Genomic DNA, 22,380 nt, shown 5'->3' on the forward strand with positions numbered 1-22,380 from the left:
CCCACGCCTTTATGACGTAGCAGGGTTCCCTCCTTGCGGCTATCCGCTGGGGAAGCGCCTTGCCTGCGGCCTAAAATCCTCAGGGTAAAAACAGGAGTGAAGTCATGGCCAATATTGATATCTATACCAAAGCGACCTGCCCGTTCTGCGTGCGTGCTAAAGCGCTGCTGAACAGCAAAGGCGTAACGTTCAACGAGCTGCCGATCGATGGCAACGCGACGAAGCGCGAAGAGATGATCCAACGCAGCGGTCGGACGACGGTTCCGCAGATTTTTATTGATGAACAGCACATTGGCGGCTGTGACGACTTGTATGCGCTTGATTCACGTGGTGGACTTGATCCCCTGCTGCGCTAATTTTGCGTCCACCCAGGCCGGGTAGGCGTATTTAAGGACAACACGAAAGGGTTTTACTATGTCAGAACAAAACAGCACCGAAATGACTTTCCAGATCCAGCGTATTTATACCAAGGATATCTCCTTCGAAGCGCCGAATGCTCCGCAAGTTTTCCAGAAAGACTGGCAGCCAGAGGTTAAACTTGATCTGGATACCGCTTCCAGCCAGCTGGCTGAAGGCGTCTATGAAGTGGTGCTGCGTGTGACCGTAACCGCCGCGCTGGGCGAAGAAACCGCATTCCTGTGCGAAGTACAGCAGGGCGGCATCTTCTCCATCGAAGGCATTGACGGCAACCAGATGGCGCATTGCCTCGGTGCATACTGCCCGAACATCCTGTTCCCGTATGCGCGTGAGTGCATCACCAGCCTGGTTTCTCGCGGTACTTTCCCGCAACTGAACCTTGCGCCAGTGAACTTCGATGCGCTGTTTATGAACTATCTGCAGCAGCAGGCTGGCGAAGGTGCCGAACAGCATCAGGATGCCTGATGAACGAACTTAATGCTGCAATGACTGTGATCGGTGCCGGCTCTTACGGCACCGCTCTTGCTATCACCCTGGCAAGAAATGGCCATCGCGTTGTGCTCTGGGGCCATGACCCTAAGCACATCGCGACGCTGCAAAACGATCGCTGCAACGCCGCTTTTCTTCCCGACGTTCCCTTCCCCGATACGCTGCATCTGGAGAGCGACCTGTCGACCGCCCTGGCCGCCAGCCGCGATATTCTGGTTGTCGTTCCGAGCCACGTCTTTGGTCAGGTTCTGCGCCAGATTAAGCCGCTGATGCGTTCCGACGCGCGCCTGGTGTGGGCGACCAAAGGTCTCGAAGCTGAAACCGGCCGCCTGCTGCAGGACGTGGCGCGGGAAGCGCTGGGGGAAGATATTCCGCTGGCGGTGATCTCCGGCCCGACCTTTGCGAAAGAGCTGGCCGCAGGGCTGCCGACGGCCATCTCCCTGGCCGCGACGGATCCGCAGTTTGCCGACGATCTCCAGCATCTGCTGCACTGCGGTAAAAGTTTCCGCGTCTATATCAATCCGGACTTTATTGGCGTCCAGCTTGGCGGCGCGGTGAAAAACGTTATCGCCATTGGCGCCGGGATGTCCGACGGTATCGGCTTTGGCGCCAATGCGCGTACCGCGCTGATTACCCGTGGTCTGGTCGAGATGTCTCGCCTGGGCGCGGCGCTGGGCGCCGATCCGGAAACCTTTATGGGGATGGCGGGTCTGGGCGATTTGGTCCTGACCTGTACCGACAACCAGTCGCGTAACCGCCGCTTCGGCATGATGCTCGGTGAGGGCATGGATGTACAAAGCGCGCAGGATAAGATTGGTCAGGTGGTTGAAGGCTACCGCAATACCAAGGAAGTTCGCGTTCTGGCACAGCGTTTAGGTGTCGAAATGCCAATAACCGAGGAAATTTATCAGGTATTGTATTGCGGAAAAATTGCGCGCGAGGCAGCATTGACCCTATTAGGTCGCGCACGCAAGGACGAGCGCAGCAATTAGCCTTAAAGGAACCTTTGTCACCTCGATGACCCGGTCAGCATAGAACTGGCCGGTCATTTTGCTATCGCCTGGAGTCAGCAATGCCGTGTGAAGAACTGGATATCGTCTGGAATAATATTAAAGCCGAAGCCCGGGCTTTAGCTGACTGTGAGCCGATGCTTGCCAGTTTCTACCACGCCACGCTGCTTAAGCACGAAAACCTCGGCAGCGCCCTGAGCTATATGCTGGCTAACAAGCTGGCCTCGCCGATTATGCCCGCCATCGCGATTCGTGAAGTGGTGGAAGAGGCCTATGCCGCCGACCCGGAAATGATCGCCGCCGCCGCCTGTGATATTCAGGCCGTGCGTACCCGCGACCCGGCGGTCGATAAATACTCCACGCCGCTGCTGTACCTCAAAGGATTTCACGCGCTGCAGGCCTACCGCATCGGGCACTGGCTGTGGAATCAGGGCCGGCGTGCGCTGGCCATTTTCCTGCAAAACCAGGTTTCCGTCTCCTTCCAGGTCGATATCCACCCGGCGGCGAATATTGGCCGTGGGATCATGCTCGACCACGCCACCGGCATTGTGGTTGGCGAAACGGCGGTGATCGAGAACGACGTCTCCATTCTGCAATCCGTCACCCTCGGCGGTACCGGTAAAACCAGCGGCGATCGCCATCCGAAAATCCGCGAAGGCGTGATGATTGGCGCCGGAGCCAAGATCCTCGGCAATATCGAAGTGGGACGCGGGGCCAAAATCGGCGCCGGTTCCGTGGTGCTGCAGCCCGTTCCGCCGCATACCACCGCCGCCGGCGTTCCGGCACGCATCGTCGGCAAGCCGGAGAGCGATAAGCCGGCGATGGATATGGATCAGCACTTTAACGGCATCCACCATACGTTTGAGTACGGCGACGGGATCTAGCGTCGAGCATTGCGGACTGGCTACTTAACCCGGATAAAGCGCAGCGCGCCGCAGTCCGGGAATGGCCAGGCTTAGCTACGCAGCACCGCGCCCGGATACCCCAGCTGGCGCCAGGCCTCATACACCACCACCGACACCGCGTTTGACAGGTTCATGCTGCGGCTGTCCGGCATCATCGGAATACGGATTTTCTGCTGCGGCGGCAGGGCGTCAAGAATGCTGGCCGGCAGACCGCGGGTTTCCGGGCCAAACAGCAAAAAATCACCGTCCTGATAGCTCACCGCGCTGTGGGCGGGCGTGCCTTTGGTGGTCAGCGCAAACAGGCGCTGTGGGCTGGCGCTTGCGACAAAAGCCGCATAGTCGCGATGTCGCTGAACGGCGGTAAACTCGTGGTAATCCAGCCCGGCCCGGCGCAGACGCTTATCGTCCCAGGCGAAGCCCATTGGCTCGATGATATGCAGGCTAAAGCCGGTGTTGGCGCACAGGCGGATAATATTGCCGGTGTTCGGCGGGATCTCTGGTTCGAATAGTACAATGTTCAGCATGCTGCCCTGTCTCATTAGGCTCTTGATGGCGGGGGCAGAATAGCAGATATTTCCCCGGCCCTCATCCCTGCGGGAGAGCGCCGGGCGGGCGGATTACGCGGCGTTACCCGGCTTAAGCGCGCTGAAGGTCTGCAGCGCTTCGGCGTTTTGCACCAGCGAGTCGCGGCTGATTTCGCCGATGGTTTTGGTTCCGGTCAGGGTCATCGCCACCTTCATCTCTTTCTCAATCAGGTTCAGCAAGTTCGCGACCCCCTGCCTGCCGTGCGTCGCCAGGGCGTACAGATAGGCGCGGCCGAGCAGCACGCTGTCGGCGCCCAGCGCAATCATCCGCACCACGTCGAGGCCGTTGCGAATCCCGCTGTCGGCAAGAATAGCGATATCGCCCTTCACCGCGTCGGCGATGGCGGGCAGCGCGCGGGCGGAGGAGAGAACGCCGTCGAGCTGGCGGCCACCGTGGTTAGAAACCACGATCCCGTCGGCGCCGAAGCGCACCGCATCGCGCGCATCCTGCGGATCGAGGATCCCCTTGATCACCATCGGGCCGTCCCAGAATTCGCGGATCCACTCCAGGTCTTTCCAGGAAATAGACGGATCGAAGTTGTTGGCCAGCCAGCCGATATAATCCTCAAGGCCGGTCGGCTTGCCGAGATAGGCGGAAATATTGCCGAGGTCATGCGGGCGGCCGTTAAGGCCAACGTCCCACGCCCACTGCGGGTGGGTCATCGCCTGCCAGTAGCGGCGCATCGCCGCATTCGGGCCGCTCATTCCGGAGTGGGCGTCGCGATAGCGGGCGCCCGGCGTCGGCATATCAACGGTAAAGACCAGAGTTGAACAGCCCGCAGCCTTGGCGCGCTCCAGCGCATTGCGCATAAAGCCGCGGTCGCGCAGGACGTACAGCTGGAACCACATCGGGCGCTTGATGGTCGGGGCGACCTCTTCAATCGGGCATACGGAAACCGTGGAGAGGGTAAACGGAATGCCTTTATCATCCGCCGCGCCCGCCGCCTGCACTTCGCCGCGACGGGCATACATTCCGCACAGCCCGACCGGCGCCAGCGCCACCGGCATGGAGAGCTTCTCTTTGAACAGCGTGGTTTCCAGGCTCAGGTCCGACATATTTTTCAGCACCCGCTGGCGCAGGGCCACGTCGGAGAGGTCCTCAACGTTGCGGCGCAGCGTGTGCTCGGCGTAGGCACCGCCGTCGATATAGTGGAACAGGAACGGCGGCAGGATCCGCTGGGCGGCGGCGCGGTAGTCGCTGGCGGCTGAAATAATCATCACGAGTTCTCCCTGGAATTTTCATTGTGGTCACCGGGCAGGCGGGTAATGCGCGCCTGGCGGGCCTGGTCTTCATCAAAATGTTTAATCGTGGCGTGAACGAAGCCCAAATGGGCCATCATCGCCTGCCGCGCGCCCTCGGCGTCGGAGGCAAAAATCGCGTCCATCACGGCCTGATGCTGCTCGGTCAGGCGGGCGAAAACCGGCGGCACAAGGTACATCCGCTGGCGGCTCTCCTTGACCGAGGACTGCAGAAGGTCGAAAAAGCCGCGCATGGTTTGCAGCAGCACCACGTTGTGCGACGCCTCGGCAATCGCCAGGTGGAAGCGGACGTCGGCCTGGGAGGCCAGATCCGGATCTTCGCTCTGGGTGGCTTCAAAGCACAGGCGGATTTTCTCTTTTTCGGTATCGGTTGCCCGCATCGCGGCATGCCAGGCGGTGCTGGCCTCAATGGCGTGGCGGGCTTCGAGAATATCAAAACTGTAGTCGGGGTCGTCGGCGAGCAGCGTTTTCAGCGGCTGCACGATATTCTGTTCCGACCACGCCTCGTGCTGCCAGCGGACAAAGGTTCCGCCGCCGCGCCGGCTCAGCAGGAGCCCTTCGTTCACCAGCATCGCCAGCGCCTCGCGCAGCGAGTTACGCGACACGCCGAGCTGGGCGGCCAGCTGCCTTTCGGCGGGCAGTCGCATGCCCGCCTCGAGGTTTTGTTCTTCAATCAGCTCCCGCACGCGCTGGGCGACGTCGTCGGCGAGGCGCTTTGGCATCACTATCACGGGATCATCCAGGTTAAGACGTAGGCCTGCAGCGTGGTGATGACGCCGACCATACAGGTAAAGATCAGGCTATGTTTGACGGTAAAGCGGAACAGGTCGGACTCCCTGCCCACCAGGCCTACCGCCGCACAGGCGATGGCGATGGACTGCGGGGAGATCATCTTCCCGGTGACTCCGCCGGTGGTGTTGGCGGCAACCAACAGGATATCGGAGACGCCAATTTGCTGGGCCGCGGTGGCCTGCAGCGCGGCGAACAGCGCGTTCGACGAGGTATCTGAACCGGTCAGGAACACCCCCAGCCAGCCGAGGAACGGCGAGAAGAAGGTAAACGCGTGGCCGGTATGCGCCAGAGCGAGAGCCAGCGTTGACGACAGCCCAGAGTAGTTGGAGATAAACGCGAACGCCAGAACCATGCCGATGGAGTAAATCGGCAGCGCCAGCTCCTTGAGCGTGCTGCCAAAGGTGATCAGCGCGTCTTTCGGCTTCATGCGCAGCCAGACCACGGAAAGTATCGCCGCGAACAGAATGGCGGTACCGGTCGCCGACAGCCAGTCGAATTTATACACCGCGGCGTAAGGCGTCGCGGCGCTGACCACCGGCGGCATGCGGGCGACCATCTTATCGAGGAACGGCACGGAGATATTGATTACGAAGTCGTACATCGCGCCGCCCGGCGCAAACAGGGCCTTAAACGGCGGGATGCTCCACAGCGTGACGGTAGCGGTCAGGAACAGGAACGGCGACCAGGCGCGAACGATCTGTCCGGCGGTGTAGTGCGTCCGGGCGAGGGTTTGATCGACCTGCGCGGCGCCCATATCGCCAAAGCGGAAGATGCGCACCGGCTGCCAGCGCTTGAGGAACAGGGTCAGACAGACCAGCGACACCAGCGAGGAGATGATATCCGGCAGCTCCGGGCCAAGGAAGTTTGAGCTAAGGTATTGCGCAATCGCAAAGGAGCCGCCGGCGACCATGACCGCAGGCCAGGTCTCTTTGACGCCGCGCCAGCCGTCCATAATCGCCATAATCCAGAACAGCACGATGATCGTCAGGAACGGCAGCTGGCGTCCGACCATCTGGCCGATGGCGAAGCTGTCGATCCCGGTGACCTGGCCGGCGACCAGAATGGGGATCCCCATCGCCCCGAAAGCGACCGGCGCGGTGTTAACGATCAGGCACAGGCCGGCGGCGTACAGAGGGTTAAAGCCGAGGCCCACCAGCAGCGCGGCGGTAATCGCCACCGGAGCACCAAAGCCCGCCGCCCCTTCAAGGAAGGCGCCGAAGGAGAAGCCGACGATCAGCATCTGCAGGCGCTGGTCGGGGGTAATGGAGAGAATGGACGAGCGGATAATCTCGAACTGCCCGGTCTTCACCGAAATTTTGTAGACGAATACGGCGGCAATAATAATCCAGGCGATGGGCCACAGGCCGTAGAAGAAGCCGTAGACCACCGAGGTCAGCGCGCGATCGACCGGCATTTTATAGAACAGCAGCGCCACCGACAGCGCAATCGCGACGGTCCAGGTGGCGGCAACGTACCCTTTGAGCTTGAGCTTTATCAGGGCAAAAAAGAAAAACAGAATCGGTAGCGATGCGATAAAGCTTGAGAGCCAGATATTACCGGCCGGATCGTAATTTTGTTGCCAGATGCTCATGCAGGTCTCCATCGGGCCACCACGATGCTGTGCTGAGTCTGCGCTCCTTGCAGGTCACATCGTTTGTAAAATTGGCCCAGCCAATAGGGGGTTGTAGGGTTAGCGACAACGAATGGTTAACCAAATGTTATTAATGAGCAATATGGTTGTGACGAAAAATGATGGATATGTGAACTATTTGACGGTTTAAGAAATAATTGGTTGGGCCAATCGGGGCGGAGTCAAGAGGACGCGTCTTGAGAATGGAAAATCCCCTCTCCGGGCGGAGAGGGAAGGGGGATCAGAAGGCGATTTTAGAGAAGCCGGTCATTTCCGTGAGCTTCATTTCGCGACCCAGCGCGGTCATCGGGTGAACGATAACCAGGCCGCGCACGCTTTTTTTCAGCTTGCCCATATCGGCCTGCTCTTTTTTGGTGATCGCGCGGCGGTGCGGCAGGCTCATGAGCTTCTGCGCTTCTTTGCTCAGCTTCTGGCCCTGAACGTCGCGCAGGCGCATGATTTCCGCTTCAATGGTCTCTTTTTCTTTGTCCAGCTCGGCGTATTTGTCCGCAGCTTCAACCAGCGACATATCGGCCTGCTGATGACGGATGGCGTCGAGACGGTCGCTCAAACGCTTGATTTCATTCTTTTCGACTTCATTCATGGTGATTTAATCTATTAATAAAGGGGGTTCGACGCCATATAGTATGGGCTGTGAGGGCTGTTGTGGGTAGTTATTTATCGAAATCCCGCGGATTTTCCCCGCGAAGTATCCTGCAAAGTAAATTCTAATCACTTGAATAATAAAAGTATTATTAATAAAATAGCGCTGAGTTTCGATTCTGTGAAGCTCGACGAAACATAAGCACGTTTTCCTTAACCTCGACCCTTTTTTTAGCTAATTCTTAATATGAGTATCCTTAAGAAGAGGAGGGCATAATGGCGAAAATTGGCGACGGCGTACCGCATATTATCGATAAGACGGTTGATTTTATGGCTTCAAGCCAGGCTTTTATGGAGTATCTGAAGAAATGCCCGCGCTTGCAGCACGTGCCGCGCGATATTCCGCAAAATAAAGAGGCGCTGTTTCTCAGTCGTCTGGAGTATTACAGGCAGCTGTATCGGCCAACCTGCGATGAGCATGAGCGGGAGTCAGAGCGTTAGTTTCTGAAAAGCTTTTTTTAAGCTGATTCTCGAAATCAGCTCGGTCAGAGACAGCATCATCGTTGAGCGTACAACCTGCTGGTAGCGCAGCTTCTGCATTGCCAGCAGTTCCTCATCGCTCTCATCAAACAGCGGCAGAGGCGGCAGCGCGCTGACGCAGTGCAGTTCACCAAAAGGCCCGAGGATCTCGTCGTCGGTAAAACCGTACTCGTTGCCGTCGTGGTTGAGCTCTTCGCGCAGGGCCATAAGCAGCTCGGCGTCTTCGTATTCGGCGCGACTAATCACCCCAAGGCCGTAAATCAGCTTCAGGCGTACGGAAAGGTCGCCCAGCGGCCCGTCGCCGTCCAGCAACGGTTCCACTGCGTATTTCACCGCGTAATCATCTTTGCGGAATACCTGAAGCACCAGGATATTAACCGCCTCAGTGAGTAGCTCGACGGCGGCGATCAGGAAGCTTCGTACGGTTTTGCCAGCATTCAGACGCTCAAGCACGCGGTTTTCAAATGCCTGTGTTTCTTCCATTATTGCCTGCATATCTGACAGGAGTAGTAGTGGGCGCGGTTCGTGCCGCGCCTGTTCGTGCCTCATTTGATGGCGTTATAGTCGTTAACGGCCTCCAGCACCACGTCGCTTGCGGCATCCAGACCGGAAATCTGTGCCAGCGCAGCCTGAGGGCCTTTCTCAGCAATCAGCGCTGCCAGCTCCTGCGCCTGCGGGTCTTCAGCACAGCGGAAGTGCATCGCAGCGGCGATCCCCTGCACCAGGTTTCGGTGCGGCAGAGCGTATTCCAGCGTGCCGAGCAGCGGCTTAATCAGGCGGTCGCCCGCGCTGAGTTTACGCAGCGGCTGGCGGCCAACGCGCTCAACGTCATCTTTCAAATACGGGTTCTCGAAACGACCAAGAATCTTCTGGATATAGGCGGCGTGCTTCTGGGCATCAAAGCCGTAGCGTTTGATCAGTACCGCGCCGCTCTCTTCCATGGCCCCTTTGACGACGGCGCGAATTTTCTCATCGAGGATCGCGTCGCGAATCGTCTGGTGACCCGCCAGTTTTCCGAGGTAGGCGGTTATAGCATGTCCGGTGTTTAAGGTGAATAGCTTACGCTCGACAAATGCCATCAGGTTGTCGGTTAACTCCATGCCCGGAATGGCGGGCAGAGCGCCCTTAAACTGGGTTTTATCGACAATCCATTCGCTGAAGGTCTCCACGGTGACTTCCAGCGGATCGTGGGTCGCGGACGCGGACGGCGGCACAATACGGTCAACGGCGGAATCGACGAAGCCGACGTGGGCTTCAACCCAGGCTTTGTCTTCTTCAGCCAGCGCGTTAAAGACGTGGCCCTTCAGCTGGGTGGTTCCGCGCACCATATTTTCACAGGCAATGATGTTCAGCGGGGCTTCAATCCCCTGCGCCTTACGCTTTACCAGCCCTTTAGCAATGGCCGGGGCGATGCGCTCCAGCACGACCGGGCCGACGGCGGTGGTGACCAGGTCAACGCTGGCAATCAGCTCAACGACCTCATCGCCGATGCTGCTCACGGCGTCGACGCCGGATACGGTATCCACCTGCTCATTTTCGCCGACCACGTGAACCTGATAGCTATGACGGGCGTTAAGGGCATCCAGAACGACCTGATTCACATCGGCAAATGTTAAGGTGATCCCCGCGTCGGCCAGCAGTTTACCGATAAAGCCACGGCCGATATTACCTGCGCCAAAATGTAATGCTTTCATAGTATTAACCTTCAATTAATGTTTTTACCTGAGAGGGCTGGGGTGAGGCTTTTTCCCTCACCCTAACCCTCTCTCCGGCATGCGGAGAGAGGCCAGTCTCTTTCTTGCTATCCCGGACGCCGGCGTCCGGGCAACGGGCTACGCTTTGTTCAGCAGCGCCAGCACTTCTTCTACGCTGGTGGTGTGCGTCAGGCGCTCAATCACCGTCTCATCGTCCAGGGCGTTGGTCAGGCTGGTGATGACCTGGATGTGTTCGTTGTTGCGGGCGGCGATGCCGATGACCAGACGGGCAATGTCATCTTCCTCTTCGCCAAAACGCACGCCCTGCGGGTACTGACAGAACACCACGCCGGTTTTCAGAACGCGATCTTTCGCTTCGATAGTGCCGTGCGGTACCGCGATGGACTCACCCAGATAGGTGGAGGTCAGCTTTTCACGATCCAGCATCGCCTGCACGTATTCCGGTTCAACGTAGCCGCCTTTGACCAGCTGCTCACCGGCAAAGAGAATGGCTTCCTCTTTGGTTGCCGCGTGACGACCGAGGAAGATATTTTCCGCCCCGAGCCGGAACAGGTGGGTATCGGCAGCGTCAAAGCTGTCCTGCAGGCTGCCGCGAACCTTCTCTTCGTTATCGGTATGACGCTGCGCCGCGACCAGGCGTTCGGTCAGGCTGGTGTACAGGCCGCTGTCGAGGAAGTTGGTCAGCGAAATATGCTGAGCCTGCGGTACCTGGCGCATGGCGCGCTCGGTCAGGTCGCGGTGGGTAATCACCAGGTCAACGTCAGGCGGCAGGTTGTTAATCGCACAGTTGGTGACGGAGATATTGCTCAGTCCCGCATCCTGTACTTTCTTACGCAGCACGCCTGCACCCATGGCGCTGGAACCCATACCGGCGTCGCAGGCAACGATGATTTTGCGCACGTGGCTCAGGTCGTTAGCAACATCGCCGGCGGCCAGCGGAGTCGCCGCGCCTTTGGAAGCTGACTTCATATCCTGCATACGGCGGGTGGCCGCATCAATATCATCTTCTTCTTTCACTTTGCTGGTTTTCAGCAGAATGGCGGAGACCACGAAGGAGACGGCCATAGCGGCGATAATCGCAGCGATGTTAGCAAAATAGGCGCCTTTCGGAGTCATTGCCAGCACCGCCAGGATGGAGCCCGGAGAAGCCGGAGACACCAGGCCACCGTTGAGGATAGTCAGGGTGAACACGCCGGTCATACCGCCGAGGATAACGGCGAGGATCAGACGCGGGTTCATCAGCACGTACGGGAAGTAGATTTCGTGAATACCGCCGAGGAAGTGGATGATTGCCGCGCCGCCTGCAGACTGCTTAGCATTGCCGCGACCAAAGAACATGTACGCCAGCAGCACGCCCATCCCCGGACCCGGGTTCGCTTCAATCAGGAAGAAGATTGATTTGCCCAGCTCGTGGGACTGCTGAATACCCAGCGGCGAGAAGATGCCGTGGTTGATGGCGTTATTGAGGAACAGGATTTTCGCCGGTTCTACGAAGATAGACGCCAGCGGCAGCATGTCGTGCACAACCATGAAGTTAACGCCCGCCGCCAGAATTTTGGACAGGACTTCAACCGCAGGGCCAATGCCGAGGAACGCCAGAATCGCCAGGATCATCCCGATGATGCCGGCGGAGAAGTTGTTCACCAGCATCTCGAAGCCGGACTTAATCTTACCGTCTACCCAGCTGTCAAAATGCTTAATCGCCCAGCCGCCCAGCGGACCGGCAATCATTGCGCCGAGGAACATCGGCATATCCGCGCCGACGATCACGCCCATCGTGGTAATCGCGCCGACCACGCCGCCGCGTTCGCCGCCAATCAGCTTACCGCCGGTGTAACCGATCAGCAGCGGCAGCAGGTAGGTAATCATCGGGCCGACCAGCTTCGCCAGCGTTTCGCTTGGCAGCCATCCTGTCGGAATGAATAGGGCGGTGATGATACCCCACGCGATAAACGCGCCAATATTTGGCATCACCATATTGCTAAGGAAACGACCAAAGCTTTGCACCTTGATCTTGATATCGGATGACATAAAACACCCCTTTTCTGTTTTGCTTATCGCGTAGGCTAAAAGCCTGAGGCTTGTTGTTAATGTGGCGGCAGAGGAAGCCGGACCCTGATTGATAAAGCGAAATCTGGCACTGAATCGGAGAACTGTCCAGTGACCGGGTCTTTATGTGATCTGCATCACGTGAATATAGGCGATCGCGCGGTGTATATAGTGATATGCGTCACATAATGGCTGTGCAAAAAAACGGCTGAGGGATAATTTGGTGCCGAAAATGCGCTTTAATGTGACAAAGGTCGCAATTTTGTATCTGTGAATAATTGTTTATATGTGATGTTAATCACAAAATATCGTGACTTGTTTTTAGCGCCTGTGATCTCCGACAGATTCCCCATCGTTTCATCCAACGAAATGTAACGGCGACCCGTATCGCGCTGGCGGTCGATTTTTTGCGCCATATGGTAAAAATGAGATGCGTGAATTATGATCAAATCATCAGTCAGGGTTCTATTTGACTGTCTACACATTGATATAATTTATTAGCGTAAATTCGAGGAAAATATGTTTCTCAATTATTTTGCGCTGGGCGTTCTGATCTTCGTATTTCTGGTCATCTTTTATGGAATCATCATCCTGCATGATATTCCTTACCTGATCGCGAAGAAGCGTAACCACCCACATGCAGATGCTATTCACGTCGCCGGATGGGTAAGTCTTTTTACCCTCCACGTTATTTGGCCATTCCTGTGGATTTGGGCCACGCTCTATCGGCCAGAGCGCGGTTGGGGCATGCAGCATCGCCCGGACGGAAACCTTGCCGAAACGACAGAAGAACAGGACCTGGCGCAGCTCCAGCAGCGCATTGCCGACCTTGAGAAAAGAGTCGCTGAACGCCACTCTTCCGCCCGATCCCCGGAGAAATAACCATGGATCTGCTGATTATTTTGACGTACGTGGCGCTCGCCTGGTCAATATTTAAAATATTTAAAATTCCGGTAAATAAATGGACGGTACCCACCGCAGCGCTCGGCGGTATATTTATTGTTAGTGCGCTAATCTTATTAATGAACTACAACCATCCCTATACTTTCACCGCGCAGAAGGCGGTTATCTCTATCCCTATTACGCCCCAGGTTACCGGCGTGGTCAGCAGCGTGACGGATAAAGCGAACCAGCGGGTAAGTAAAGGCGAGGTGCTCTTTACTATCGATCCCGTGCGCTACCAGGCAAGGGTGGACAGGCTGCAGGCCGATCTGGTGACCGCGCTGCACGGTATTAACAACCTGAAGGCGCAGCTCGCGGAGGCGCAGGCCAATACCGTCCGCGTTTCCGCAGAACGTGACCGGCTCTACAAGGACTATCAGCGCTACCTGAAAGGCAGCCAGGCGCGGGTGAATCCGTTTTCTGAAAGCGACATTGATAACGCCCGCCAAAACTACCTCGCTCAGGATGCGATGGTAAAAGGCTCGGTGGCGGAACAGGCACAGATACAAAGCCAGCTGGACAGCATGGTCGGCGGAGAGCAGTCGCAGGTCGTCAGCCTGCGGGCGCAGCTGGCCGAGGCAAAATATAACCTCGATCAGACCGTTGTCCGCGCGCCGAGCGACGGCTATATCACCCAGGTGCTGATTCGTCCCGGAACCTACGCGGCATCGCTACCGCTGCGCCCGGTGATGGTGTTTATCCCCGAACAGAAGCGGCTGATCGTGGCGCAGTTCCGGCAAAACTCGCTGCTGCGACTGAAAAGCGGCGATGACGCAGAGGTGGTCTTTAGCGCTCTGCCAGGACAGGTATTTCACGGCAAGCTGACCAGTATTTTACCGGTGGTGCCCGGCGGCAGCTATCAGGCGCAGGGCGCGCTGCAGTCGCTGACGGTGACGCCGGGCTCCGATGGCGTTCTGGCAACGATTGAGCTCGATCCGAATGCCGACGTCGAGGCGCTTCCGGACGGTATTTTTGCCCAGGTAGCGGTCTACTCTGACCATTTCACCCACGTTTCGGTGATGCGAAAAGTCCTGCTGCGTATGACCAGCTGGATGCACTATCTCTATCTGGACCATTAAGGCGAGTCCCGGCTGACGGGCGTGAAGTCTCCCTGCCTTTTGCCTGCTCCTGAACCATACTTAGATTTTTGTTGGCGAAAGGAGCAGGCAATGAAACTGATCGGCAGCTATACCAGTCCCTTTGTGCGCAAAATTTCCGTCATACTGCTGGAAAAAGATATTCCCTTCGAGTTCGTCAATGAATTCCCCTACGGCGAGGCCAGCGGCGTCGCCAAATATAATCCGTTAGGCAAGGTCCCGGCGCTGGTCACCGATGACGGTGAGTGCTGGTTCGACTCGCCGATTATCGCGCAATATCTGGAACTGCTCGGCGTAATGCCGGATATGCTGCCGAGCGATCCGAAGGCGGCGCTGAAAATACGCCAGCTGGAGGCGCTGGCTGACGGCGTGATGGAGGCGGCGCAGGCGCTGGTGCGAGAAAAGGCGCGTCCGCCGGCGCAGCAGTCGGAAACGGAGCTGCTGCGCCAGCGTGAGAAGGTGGCTCGCGGCCTTGACGCGCTGGAGGGGTACGCGGCCGACGGCACCCTGCGCGGCGATGAGATTAACCTGGCGTCGATCTCCGCCGCCTGCGCCATCGCCTATCTTAACTTCCGCCGCGTGGCGCCGGGCTGGTGCGCGACCCGGCCTCGGCTGATTGCGCTGGTTGAGGCGCTCTTTCAGCGCGCCAGCTTTGCCCGCACGGAACCGCCAAGGACTTGACCCAGGCAGGTAACAGTTTGCGCGTGCAGGCGTTACAATTGTCGCTCAATTGTTGACTCCCTCTCCCGTCGGGAGGGGGGAAAATAACCTATCGCCAGGCTCATTCATGACAACCGATACTCGTGCGCTTTACACCCAACTTCCGGCCACCGACCGTCTGCTCCGCGATCCCGCCTTTTCATCCGCGCTGGCTCAATATGGCCATGCCCAGGTTGTCGCCCTGCTGCGCCAGATGCTGGAGCAGGCGCGGCAGCACATTCGCCTGAGCCAGGCGCTGCCCGACTGGTGCGACGACTGGGCGCGGGAGGCCGAACGGCGGCTGGCGCAAACGACGGAAAGCGCGCTGCGCCCGGTTTTCAACCTGACGGGAACGGTACTGCACACCAATTTAGGCCGTGCGATTCAGGCCGAGGCCGCGGTGGAGGCGGTTACGCAGGCGATGCGGGCGCCGGTTACTCTTGAATATAGCCTCGACGACGGCGGACGCGGGCACCGCGACCGCGCGCTGGCGGATCTGCTGTGCCGCCTGACCGGCGCGGAGGATGCCTGCATCGTCAATAACAACGCGGCGGCGGTGCTGCTGATGCTGGCGGCAACGGCCGGCGGCAAAGAGGTGGTTCTCTCGCGCGGCGAGCTGGTGGAGATTGGCGGCGCGTTTCGCATCCCCGACGTGATGCGTCAGGCGGGCTGCGTTTTACACGAGGTGGGCACCACCAACCGCACCCACGCGAAAGATTATCGCCAGGCCGTGGGGGAGAATACCGGCCTGCTGATGAAGGTGCATACCAGCAACTACAGTATTGAAGGCTTTACTAAAACCGTGGATGAGGCGGAGCTGGCGGCGATAGGACGCGAGCTGGATATTCCGCTGGTGGTCGATCTGGGCAGCGGTTCGCTGGTGGACCTGAGCGAGTACGGCCTGCCGAAGGAGCCGATGCCGCAGGAGATGATTGCCGCCGGCGTCAGCCTGGTGAGCTTCTCCGGCGACAAGCTGCTGGGCGGCCCGCAGGCGGGGATTATCGTCGGTGAAAAGGCGATGATTGCCCGCCTGCAGCAGCACCCGCTCAAGCGCGCGCTGCGTGCCGATAAAATGACCCTTGCGGCGCTGGAGGCTACCCTGCGCCTCTACCTGCATCCGGAAACCCTCGCCGAGCGCCTGCCCACACTGCGCCTGCTGACCCGCAGCGCCGAAGACATCCACGCTCAGGCGGCGCGCCTGCAGCCGCGGCTTGCCGCGCACTACGCTGACTTTGAGGTGCGGATTGAGCCCTGCCTGTCGCAAATCGGCAGCGGCTCGCTGCCGGTGGACCGCTTGCCCGGCGCCGCGCTAACCTTCACCCCGCGCGACGGCCGGGGCAGCCGGCTGGAGGCGCTGGCCGCCCGCTGGCGGACGCTGGCGGTGCCGGTGATTGGGCGGGTTAGCGATGGCCGCCTGTGGCTGGATTTGCGCTGCCTTGAAGATGAATCGAGGTTTATGGAGATGTTATTACCATGATTATTGCCACCGCCGGACACGTTGACCACGGTAAAACCACGCTGCTGCAGGCGATTACCGGCGTGAATGCCGATCGCCTTCCGGAAGAGAAATCCCGCGGGATGACCATCGATCTGGGCTACGCCTACTGGCCGCAGCCTGACGGCCGGGTGCCGGGCTTTATCGACGTGCCGGGCCACGAAAAGTTTTTGTCCAATATGCTGGCGGGGGTGGGCGGTATTGACCACGCGCTGCTGGTGGTGGCCTGTGACGATGGCGTGATGGCGCAGACCCGCGAGCATCTGGCGATCCTGCAGCTGACGGGAAAGCCGTCGTTGACCGTTGCGCTAACCAAGGCCGATCGCGTGGAGGCGCAGCGCGTGGACGAGGTGCGCGCCGACGCAGAAGCGGTGCTGGCGGAGTTTGGTTTTACGCACGCCGCGCTGTTTGTCACCGCCGTACCGTCCGGGCGCGGAATTAGCGCGCTGCGTGAGCATCTGCTGCAGCTCTCAGAGCGCGGGCATCCGCAGCATCAGCGCTTTCGCCTGGCGATCGACCGCGCCTTTACCGTTAAGGGCGCGGGGTTGGTGGTCACCGGTACGGCGCTCAGCGGTGAAGTGAAGGTCGGCGACACGCTGTGGCTTACCGGCGTCGATAAGCCCGTGCGCGTGCGCGGTCTGCATGCCCAGAACCAGCCGGTCGAGCAGGCGCGGGCCGGCCAGCGCATTGCGCTCAATATCGTCGGCGATGCGCAAAAAGAGGCGCTAAGCCGCGGCGACTGGCTGCTGTCGGTTCAGCCTCCCGAAGCGTCCGAGCGGGTGATTGTCGAACTGCAGCGCCACGCGCCGCTCACCCAGTGGCAGTCGTTGCATATCCATCATGCCGCCCGCCATATTACCGGCCGCGTGTCGCTGCTGGAGGGGGAGCTTGCCGAGCTGGTGCTCGATAGCCCGCTGTGGCTGGCGGATAACGATCGCCTGGTGCTGCGCGATATCTCCGCCCGCAGCACCCTGGCAGGCGCCAGAGTGGTGACGCTCAATCCGCCGCGCCGCGGTAAGCGTAAGCCGGAATACCTGCAGTGGCTGCATACGCTGGCGAGCGCCGACGACGACGCCCGGGCGCTGGAGGTGCATCTGCAGCGTGATGCGGTGCGCCTCGATGATTTTGCCTGGGCCCGGCAGCTGAGCGAAACCGGCCTGGCCGCGCTGACGGGCCAGCCCGGCTATCTGCAGGCCGGCAGCAGTCTGCTCAGCGCCCCGCTGGCGGCGCGCTGGCAGAGCAAATTAATCGACGCGCTGACGCGCTATCACGATCAGCATCGCGATGAGCCGGGTACGGGACGCGAGCGCCTGCGGCGCATTGCCCTGCCGATGGAGGACGAAGGGCTGGTGCTGCTGCTGATTGAGCAGATGCGCGAAAGCGGGGTTATCCACAGCCACCACGGCTGGCTGCATCTGCCGGAGCACAAGGCGGGCTTTACCGATGAGCAGCAGGCCATCTGGCTACGGGTGGTCGATCTGTTTGCCGACGAGCCCTGGTGGGTGCGCGATCTGGCAAAAGAGAGCGGCGTTGAAGAGTCCTTAATGCGCGCGGTGCTGCGCCAGGCGGCACAGCAGGGCGTGATTACCGCGATCGTCAAGGATCGTTATTACCGTAACGATCGGATTGTCGAATTCGCCGGGCTGATCCGCGAGCTGGATCTCGAAAGGGGATCGACCTGCGCCGCAGATTTCCGCGATAAGCTGAACGTCGGCAGAAAGCTGGCGATCCAAATTCTCGAGTATTTTGACCGCATTGGCTTCACCCGCCGGCGCGGAAACGATCATATTCTGCGCGATAAGGCGCTGTTTCTTTAGCGGTACGGAACCTGACCTGGCTCCTGACAGCGACAATACGGCAGGGCGCCACTCTGTGGGGCTTTGTGACAAATCTTGTACGGCATTTGACAAAAACGGCCGCTGATTCCATTCAGGATCAAGGCGCGGTGGCCGGGTTTTCTGGCACGCTGCCTTTTTATCCCCAATGGAGCAGATGATGAACCGTTTTATCACTGCGGATTCGGCCAAATGCATTGGCTGTCGTACCTGCGAAGTGGCCTGCGCGGTGTCACACCAGGCAAATCAGGACTGCGCCGCACTTTCGCCAAAAGCCTTCAGCGCGCGCATTTGGGTGGTGAAGAGCGGCTCTTTTACCACCGCCGTGACCTGCCATCATTGCGAAGATGCGCCCTGCGCCAACGTCTGTCCGGTGGGGGCGATGAGTCGGGTCAGCGGCGCGGTGTACGTTGAACAATCCCTTTGTATTGGCTGCAAAAGCTGCATGGTGGCCTGTCCGTACGGCGCGATGTCCGTGATGATGACCGACGATGGCGTACAGGCGCTGAAATGTGATTTGTGCGGCCATCGCGAGGACGGCCCGGCCTGCGTGGCGGCCTGTCCGACCCAGGCGCTGTACTGCATGACGGCGGAGGAGCTGGAGAGATTAAGCGGCGAGCGCCGTCGGCGTACGGCGCTGGCGATTTAGGCGGGCGACAAAACGCGCGATTACGCGCCCTGTTCGCCCCACGCGCGTTCAACCTCTTCGGCGAGAATCTTCACGCCCGCCTCAATTTTCTCCGGGTCCGGTACGTAGTTCATCCGCATGCACTGGTGGGTGTGCGGCCAGGGCTTATCAAGGCCCGGGAAGAAGTAGTCGCCCGGCACCATCAGCACGCCGCGCTTTTTCAGGCGCTGATAGAGCAGCTCGGTGGAAATCGGCAGATCCTTAAACCACAGCCAGAGGAAGATGGCGCCTTCCGGCTTATGGATCAGGCAGCGCTCCGCCGGCAGATAGCGGCGAATAATGGCGATGGTTTCCTGAACCCGCTGGTAATAGAACGGCTTAATCACCGTCTCCGACAGGCGCAGCAGATCCTTGCGCTTAATCATTTCGCACATCATCGCCGGGCCCATGCCGCCAGGGGCAAGGCTGATAATGCCGTTCATATTGCTGATGGCGGTCACGATCTTCTCGTTGGCGATGATAATCCCGCAGCGGCTGCCCGGCAGACCGAGCTTGGAGAGGCTCATGCACAGCACGATATTGGGGTTCCATAGCGGCCTGGCGTCGCTGAAAATAATCCCCGGGAAGGGAACGCCGTAGGCGTTATCAATGACCAGCGGCACGCCGTGCTGATTGGCCAGCGCATCCAGCTTGATCAGCTCTTCGTCAGTAATCACGTTGCCGGTAGGGTTCGTCGGGCGGGAGACGCAAATCATGCCCGTCTCTTCCGTCACCTGCAGATGCTCAAAATCCACATGATATTTAAACTGGCCTTCCGGCAGCAGTTCGATATTCGGGCGGGTGGCGACGAACAGATCCTCTTCGAGACCGGAATCGGCGTAGCCGATATATTCCGGTGTCAGCGGGAACAGCACCTTACGGGTGGTGCCATCAGCACGGCGTCCGGCAAAGAGATTAAATAAGTAGAAAAATGCACTCTGACTGCCGTTTGTTAGTGCAATATTCTGTGGTTCAATCTCCCAGCCGAGTTCATCACGCAGCATCTGCGCCAGCAGGCTTAGCAGTTCGCTTTTGCCCTGCGGACCGTCGTAATTACAAAGCGCATCAAGGGCTTTACCGTTAGCCAGCATGTCGGCAAGCAGGTCCTTGAAGTAGTCATTCATTTCCGGGATTTGCGCGGGATTACCGCCACCCAGCATGATTGCACCTGGCGTACGCAGGCCGTCATTAAGGTCTTCCATCAAACGGGTAATGCCCGAATGGCGGGTGAATTTGTCGCCGAAAAGTGAAAATGTCATCGCGAATAATCTGTCGGTATGTCTGGAAAGTGGGTAACCATAACGCCAGCGTTAGCGAGGTGCAAATCTGCGGAAACGGAGAGGGTTTTGTTATTGTGCTGAGTTATCTATTTTTTATAGCGTTTTATTCTATTTTGGCGCCCTCGGTAGCCGAGGGCGCCGCTTATCCGTGGGCTAGCGCTGGCCTGCCCAAACGACCATCACTTTATCATCGCCGTTTTCGCGTACAAAACCGTAGCCCTGCGGCAGGGAGAGGGTGGTTTGCTTGCCCATACCGATGGCCGGGTGGCGGGCGCGGAACTGGCCGAGCTTCTGCCAGTGCGTCACGCTAAGCGCGGCTTTGCCCGCGACGTCCTGCCAGTTCATATCCGAGCGCGTGCCCTGCAGCGGGTCTGAGCCGGTCGGGCCAAAGGGCCGCGAGGACTCATCGCCGTAGAAGATTTGCACCGCGCCGGGGGCGAGCAGCAGCAGTTCGGCCGCCGAGCTGCCGCCTTCGCGGAACAGGCGCGTATCGTGCGATGAGAGGTAGCTCAGGACGTTAAACTGCTGCAGCTTGTCCGCCATTTGCTGCCAGGTCAGGTCCATATTGGCCAGGCAATCCGCGGCCTTCGCCGCCTGATCCTGATAATCGAAGTTAATCATCGCGTCAAAACCGTGGCGATAGTAGTCGCTCTGCATGACGCCGTGGCCCCAGGCCTCGCCGGTCATCCAGAACGGCGCGTTATCCAGCGCCTTATCGGGGTTGGCCTTTTTCCACTCTGCCAGCGCCGCGGTCGCCTGGGTTTTCAGCTGCTGCCAGGCGGCCTGCTCGACGTGCTTGGCGGTATCGACGCGGAAACCGTCAATACCGTAATCACGCACCCACTGGCTGAGCCAGTGGGTCAGGTAGTCGCGCGGCGTGAAGCCGGGGATCTCTTTGGCGGCGGTATCCGCTTTCTGATGATAGAAGTTTGGCAGGCCGGAAGGGGTTGTTGATTCCGTTTTCAGGTCCGGCAGGAAGGCCAGGGACATGGTTAGATCGTCAAAGCCGGGGTTATCGTAGTCGCCGATATCGGTACGGATCCACTTTTTCCCCCACCATTTTTCCCAGCCGGCCTTATCGCTGAAGTTGATGTAATCGTTAAAGCTGTGCCAGCTCTGACCCGGGCCGGGCTTCCAGTCGGTCCAGCGTTCGCCGAACGTCTTTTTCAGCTCATCGCCCTGCAGATACAGGGAGCCAAATTTGAACTCCTGCATATCGGCGAGCGTCGCGTAGCCGGTGTGGTTCATCACGACATCAAACAGGATGCGCATGCCGCGCTTATGGGCCTCATCGACGAGGCGACGGAGGTCTGCTTCGGTACCCATGTTGGCATCCAGCTTGGTCCAGTCCTGGGCGTAGTAGCCGTGATAGGCGTAATGCGGGAAGTCCCCCTTGGTTCCGCCGCCAACCCAGCCGTGAATTTGCTCCAGCGGGGAGCTGATCCACAGCGCGTTGACGCCCAGTTGCTGGAGATAGTCGAGCCGGCTGGTCAGGCCCTGCAGGTCGCCGCCGTGAAAGGTGCCGATCTCCTGCATGCCGTCTTTGTGCCGCCCGTAGCTGTTGTCGTTGGCGGGGTTGCCGTTAACGAAGCGGTCGGTGAGCACGAAATAGACCGTGGCGTTATGCCAGCTAAACGGCGCGGTGGCGTCGGTTTCCGCCCGTTCGAGCAGCAGCAGGCCGTTGCTGTTGGGGGCCGGCTGGAGGGTAACCTTCCCGCCGCTCACCGTCGCGACGTTGCCGCTGTAAAAATCACGTACCTTGCTGCCTTCGGCAAAGGTCTGGCCGACGGCAATCGTCAGCGGCTGGCCCTGCCATTTCGGGCACTGGCGCAGCTGGGGCGTCACCGCTGACGCCGTTTCGGTCTCTTTGAGGGAGATCATCAGCGTCGGCGTGCCGGAGCGGGTATCGACATCGAGGGTGTACAGGCCTTCGCGGAAAACTCGCCACTGCGCCGGCGCGCCGCGGCAGGGCTCCATGGAGAGCATTTGGTTGAGTTTTATGGTTCCGACCGGCTGCCAGCACTGTTGGTCAAAATTTATTTGCAGCGGACGTGTACCCTTCGCCACCTCGTTTTGGCTAATAAATCTGCCGGTGCCTTCTTCGGTAAAGGTGGGAAAGTCAGGGGTGGTCCAGGCGGCGAAGGCCATCCCAGGCAACAGTAGCGACGCGAGAGCAGCGAGTTTCATGCCGAAGTCCTGTAAGCGGTTTTTGTTCAGTTTGCCTGTCTGACCGCGGGATGAACTCATCCCACCTGCGCTTTTACGGGGAGGATGAAAAGGGGTGAGTGATTCAGTTCAAAAAATAGCCAAAAAATGAGACGGCGCTAGCATTTTCGCGACCTTTTCAGCGGACAGAAACCGATTTCAGGTG

Annotated in this window: 21 protein-coding genes; 11 read left to right on the forward strand and 10 right to left on the reverse strand. The window is 59.0% G+C overall.

The genetic code is table 11. The features are described from left to right. The first annotated feature begins 104 nt into the window (after positions 1 to 104). From grxC to cysE, 4 genes are all read left to right on the forward strand, one after another. The gene (grxC, locus tag MMW58_RS00685) at positions 105 to 356 is read left to right on the forward strand and encodes a glutaredoxin 3 (protein ID WP_041143202.1); all 252 of its coding nucleotides are present in this window, start codon (positions 105 to 107) and stop codon (positions 354 to 356) included. Between the two features lie 58 nt (positions 357 to 414). Beyond that, positions 415 to 882 (forward strand): protein-export chaperone SecB, encoded by a 468-nt coding sequence (gene secB, locus MMW58_RS00690; RefSeq protein ID WP_041143201.1) that lies wholly within the window; start codon positions 415 to 417, stop codon positions 880 to 882. Beyond that, on the forward strand, positions 882 to 1,898 hold the full coding sequence (gene gpsA / locus MMW58_RS00695; protein ID WP_159236607.1) for an NAD(P)H-dependent glycerol-3-phosphate dehydrogenase: 1,017 nt from the start codon (positions 882 to 884) through the stop codon (positions 1,896 to 1,898). The genes secB and gpsA overlap by 1 nt, the downstream gene beginning before the upstream one ends. An 80-nt stretch (positions 1,899 to 1,978) precedes the next feature. After that, on the forward strand, positions 1,979 to 2,800 hold the full coding sequence (cysE, locus tag MMW58_RS00700; protein ID WP_041143199.1) for a serine O-acetyltransferase: 822 nt from the start codon (positions 1,979 to 1,981) through the stop codon (positions 2,798 to 2,800). 71 nt (positions 2,801 to 2,871) lie between these two features. Here the strand turns inward: cysE and trmL are convergent, their stop codons facing one another. From trmL to MMW58_RS00725, 5 genes are all read right to left on the reverse strand, one after another. Beyond that, entirely contained in the window at positions 2,872 to 3,345 is a 474-nt protein-coding gene (trmL, locus tag MMW58_RS00705) for a tRNA (uridine(34)/cytosine(34)/5-carboxymethylaminomethyluridine(34)-2'-O)-methyltransferase TrmL (protein WP_133600172.1), read from the reverse strand. A gap of 93 nt (positions 3,346 to 3,438) precedes the next feature. Beyond that, complete coding sequence (lldD, locus tag MMW58_RS00710) at positions 3,439 to 4,623, reverse strand: FMN-dependent L-lactate dehydrogenase LldD (protein WP_076946267.1); 1,185 nt, start codon at positions 4,621 to 4,623, stop codon at positions 3,439 to 3,441. Beyond that, positions 4,623 to 5,396 (reverse strand): transcriptional regulator LldR, encoded by a 774-nt coding sequence (gene lldR / locus MMW58_RS00715; RefSeq protein ID WP_241722601.1) that lies wholly within the window; start codon positions 5,394 to 5,396, stop codon positions 4,623 to 4,625. The genes lldD and lldR overlap by 1 nt, the downstream gene beginning before the upstream one ends. Next, complete coding sequence (gene lldP, locus MMW58_RS00720) at positions 5,393 to 7,048, reverse strand: L-lactate permease (RefSeq protein ID WP_041147484.1); 1,656 nt, start codon at positions 7,046 to 7,048, stop codon at positions 5,393 to 5,395. Before lldP ends, lldR begins: the two co-directional genes overlap by 4 nt. Before the next feature lie 280 nt (positions 7,049 to 7,328). Then, a complete protein-coding gene (locus MMW58_RS00725; RefSeq protein WP_133600171.1) occupies positions 7,329 to 7,691 on the reverse strand; it encodes a YibL family ribosome-associated protein in 363 nt (120 codons plus the stop codon). 275 nt (positions 7,692 to 7,966) lie between these two features. On the opposite strand from MMW58_RS00725, the gene MMW58_RS00730 reads away from it, so the two are divergent. Beyond that, positions 7,967 to 8,191: a hypothetical protein gene (locus tag MMW58_RS00730; RefSeq protein ID WP_041143194.1), complete on the forward strand. Its 225-nt coding sequence runs from the start codon at positions 7,967 to 7,969 to the stop codon at positions 8,189 to 8,191. Here MMW58_RS00730 and mtlR read toward each other — a convergent pair. The 3 genes from mtlR to MMW58_RS00745 form a co-directional block, all read right to left on the reverse strand. Further along, positions 8,180 to 8,779 (reverse strand): mannitol operon repressor MtlR, encoded by a 600-nt coding sequence (gene mtlR / locus MMW58_RS00735; protein WP_083708723.1) that lies wholly within the window; start codon positions 8,777 to 8,779, stop codon positions 8,180 to 8,182. The two genes, MMW58_RS00730 and mtlR, sit on opposite strands and share 12 nt — an antisense overlap. Continuing rightward, positions 8,776 to 9,924, reverse strand: coding sequence for a mannitol-1-phosphate 5-dehydrogenase (mtlD, locus tag MMW58_RS00740; protein ID WP_133600169.1), 1,149 nt, complete (start codon positions 9,922 to 9,924; stop codon positions 8,776 to 8,778). Before mtlD ends, mtlR begins: the two co-directional genes overlap by 4 nt. A gap of 138 nt (positions 9,925 to 10,062) precedes the next feature. Next, complete coding sequence (locus MMW58_RS00745) at positions 10,063 to 11,976, reverse strand: PTS mannitol transporter subunit IICBA (RefSeq protein ID WP_133600168.1); 1,914 nt, start codon at positions 11,974 to 11,976, stop codon at positions 10,063 to 10,065. Between the two features lie 537 nt (positions 11,977 to 12,513). Between MMW58_RS00745 and MMW58_RS00750 the strand changes: the two genes are divergently transcribed. The 6 genes from MMW58_RS00750 (at position 12,514) to MMW58_RS00775 (ending at position 18,711) form a co-directional block, all read left to right on the forward strand. Further along, positions 12,514 to 12,876, forward strand: a complete 363-nt coding sequence (locus MMW58_RS00750) for a DUF3302 domain-containing protein (protein WP_159236605.1) — start codon at positions 12,514 to 12,516, stop codon at positions 12,874 to 12,876. 2 nt (positions 12,877 to 12,878) lie between these two features. Beyond that, positions 12,879 to 14,015, forward strand: a complete 1,137-nt coding sequence (locus tag MMW58_RS00755; RefSeq protein WP_133600167.1) for an HlyD family secretion protein — start codon at positions 12,879 to 12,881, stop codon at positions 14,013 to 14,015. A 90-nt stretch (positions 14,016 to 14,105) separates the two neighbouring features. Further along, on the forward strand, positions 14,106 to 14,714 hold the full coding sequence (locus MMW58_RS00760; protein WP_128876919.1) for a glutathione S-transferase: 609 nt from the start codon (positions 14,106 to 14,108) through the stop codon (positions 14,712 to 14,714). Between the two features lie 106 nt (positions 14,715 to 14,820). Then, positions 14,821 to 16,209: an L-seryl-tRNA(Sec) selenium transferase gene (gene selA, locus MMW58_RS00765; protein ID WP_159236603.1), complete on the forward strand. Its 1,389-nt coding sequence runs from the start codon at positions 14,821 to 14,823 to the stop codon at positions 16,207 to 16,209. After that, on the forward strand, positions 16,206 to 18,044 hold the full coding sequence (gene selB / locus MMW58_RS00770; protein WP_133600164.1) for a selenocysteine-specific translation elongation factor: 1,839 nt from the start codon (positions 16,206 to 16,208) through the stop codon (positions 18,042 to 18,044). Before selA ends, selB begins: the two co-directional genes overlap by 4 nt. 178 nt (positions 18,045 to 18,222) lie before the next feature. After that, complete coding sequence (locus MMW58_RS00775; RefSeq protein WP_133600281.1) at positions 18,223 to 18,711, forward strand: 4Fe-4S dicluster domain-containing protein; 489 nt, start codon at positions 18,223 to 18,225, stop codon at positions 18,709 to 18,711. Positions 18,712 to 18,731: 20 nt separating this feature from the next. Here MMW58_RS00775 and avtA read toward each other — a convergent pair whose 3' ends face one another. Continuing rightward, positions 18,732 to 19,988: a valine--pyruvate transaminase gene (avtA, locus tag MMW58_RS00780; RefSeq protein WP_045853888.1), complete on the reverse strand. Its 1,257-nt coding sequence runs from the start codon at positions 19,986 to 19,988 to the stop codon at positions 18,732 to 18,734. Positions 19,989 to 20,162: 174 nt separating this feature from the next. After that, the gene (locus MMW58_RS00785; RefSeq protein WP_159236602.1) at positions 20,163 to 22,196 is read right to left on the reverse strand and encodes an alpha-amylase; all 2,034 of its coding nucleotides are present in this window, start codon (positions 22,194 to 22,196) and stop codon (positions 20,163 to 20,165) included. Positions 22,197 to 22,380 lie beyond the last annotated feature (184 nt).

It is taken from the genome of Klebsiella sp. HC6 (genome assembly GCF_022605325.1).
Taxonomy (GTDB): Bacteria; Pseudomonadota; Gammaproteobacteria; order Enterobacterales; family Enterobacteriaceae; genus Klebsiella; species Klebsiella terrigena.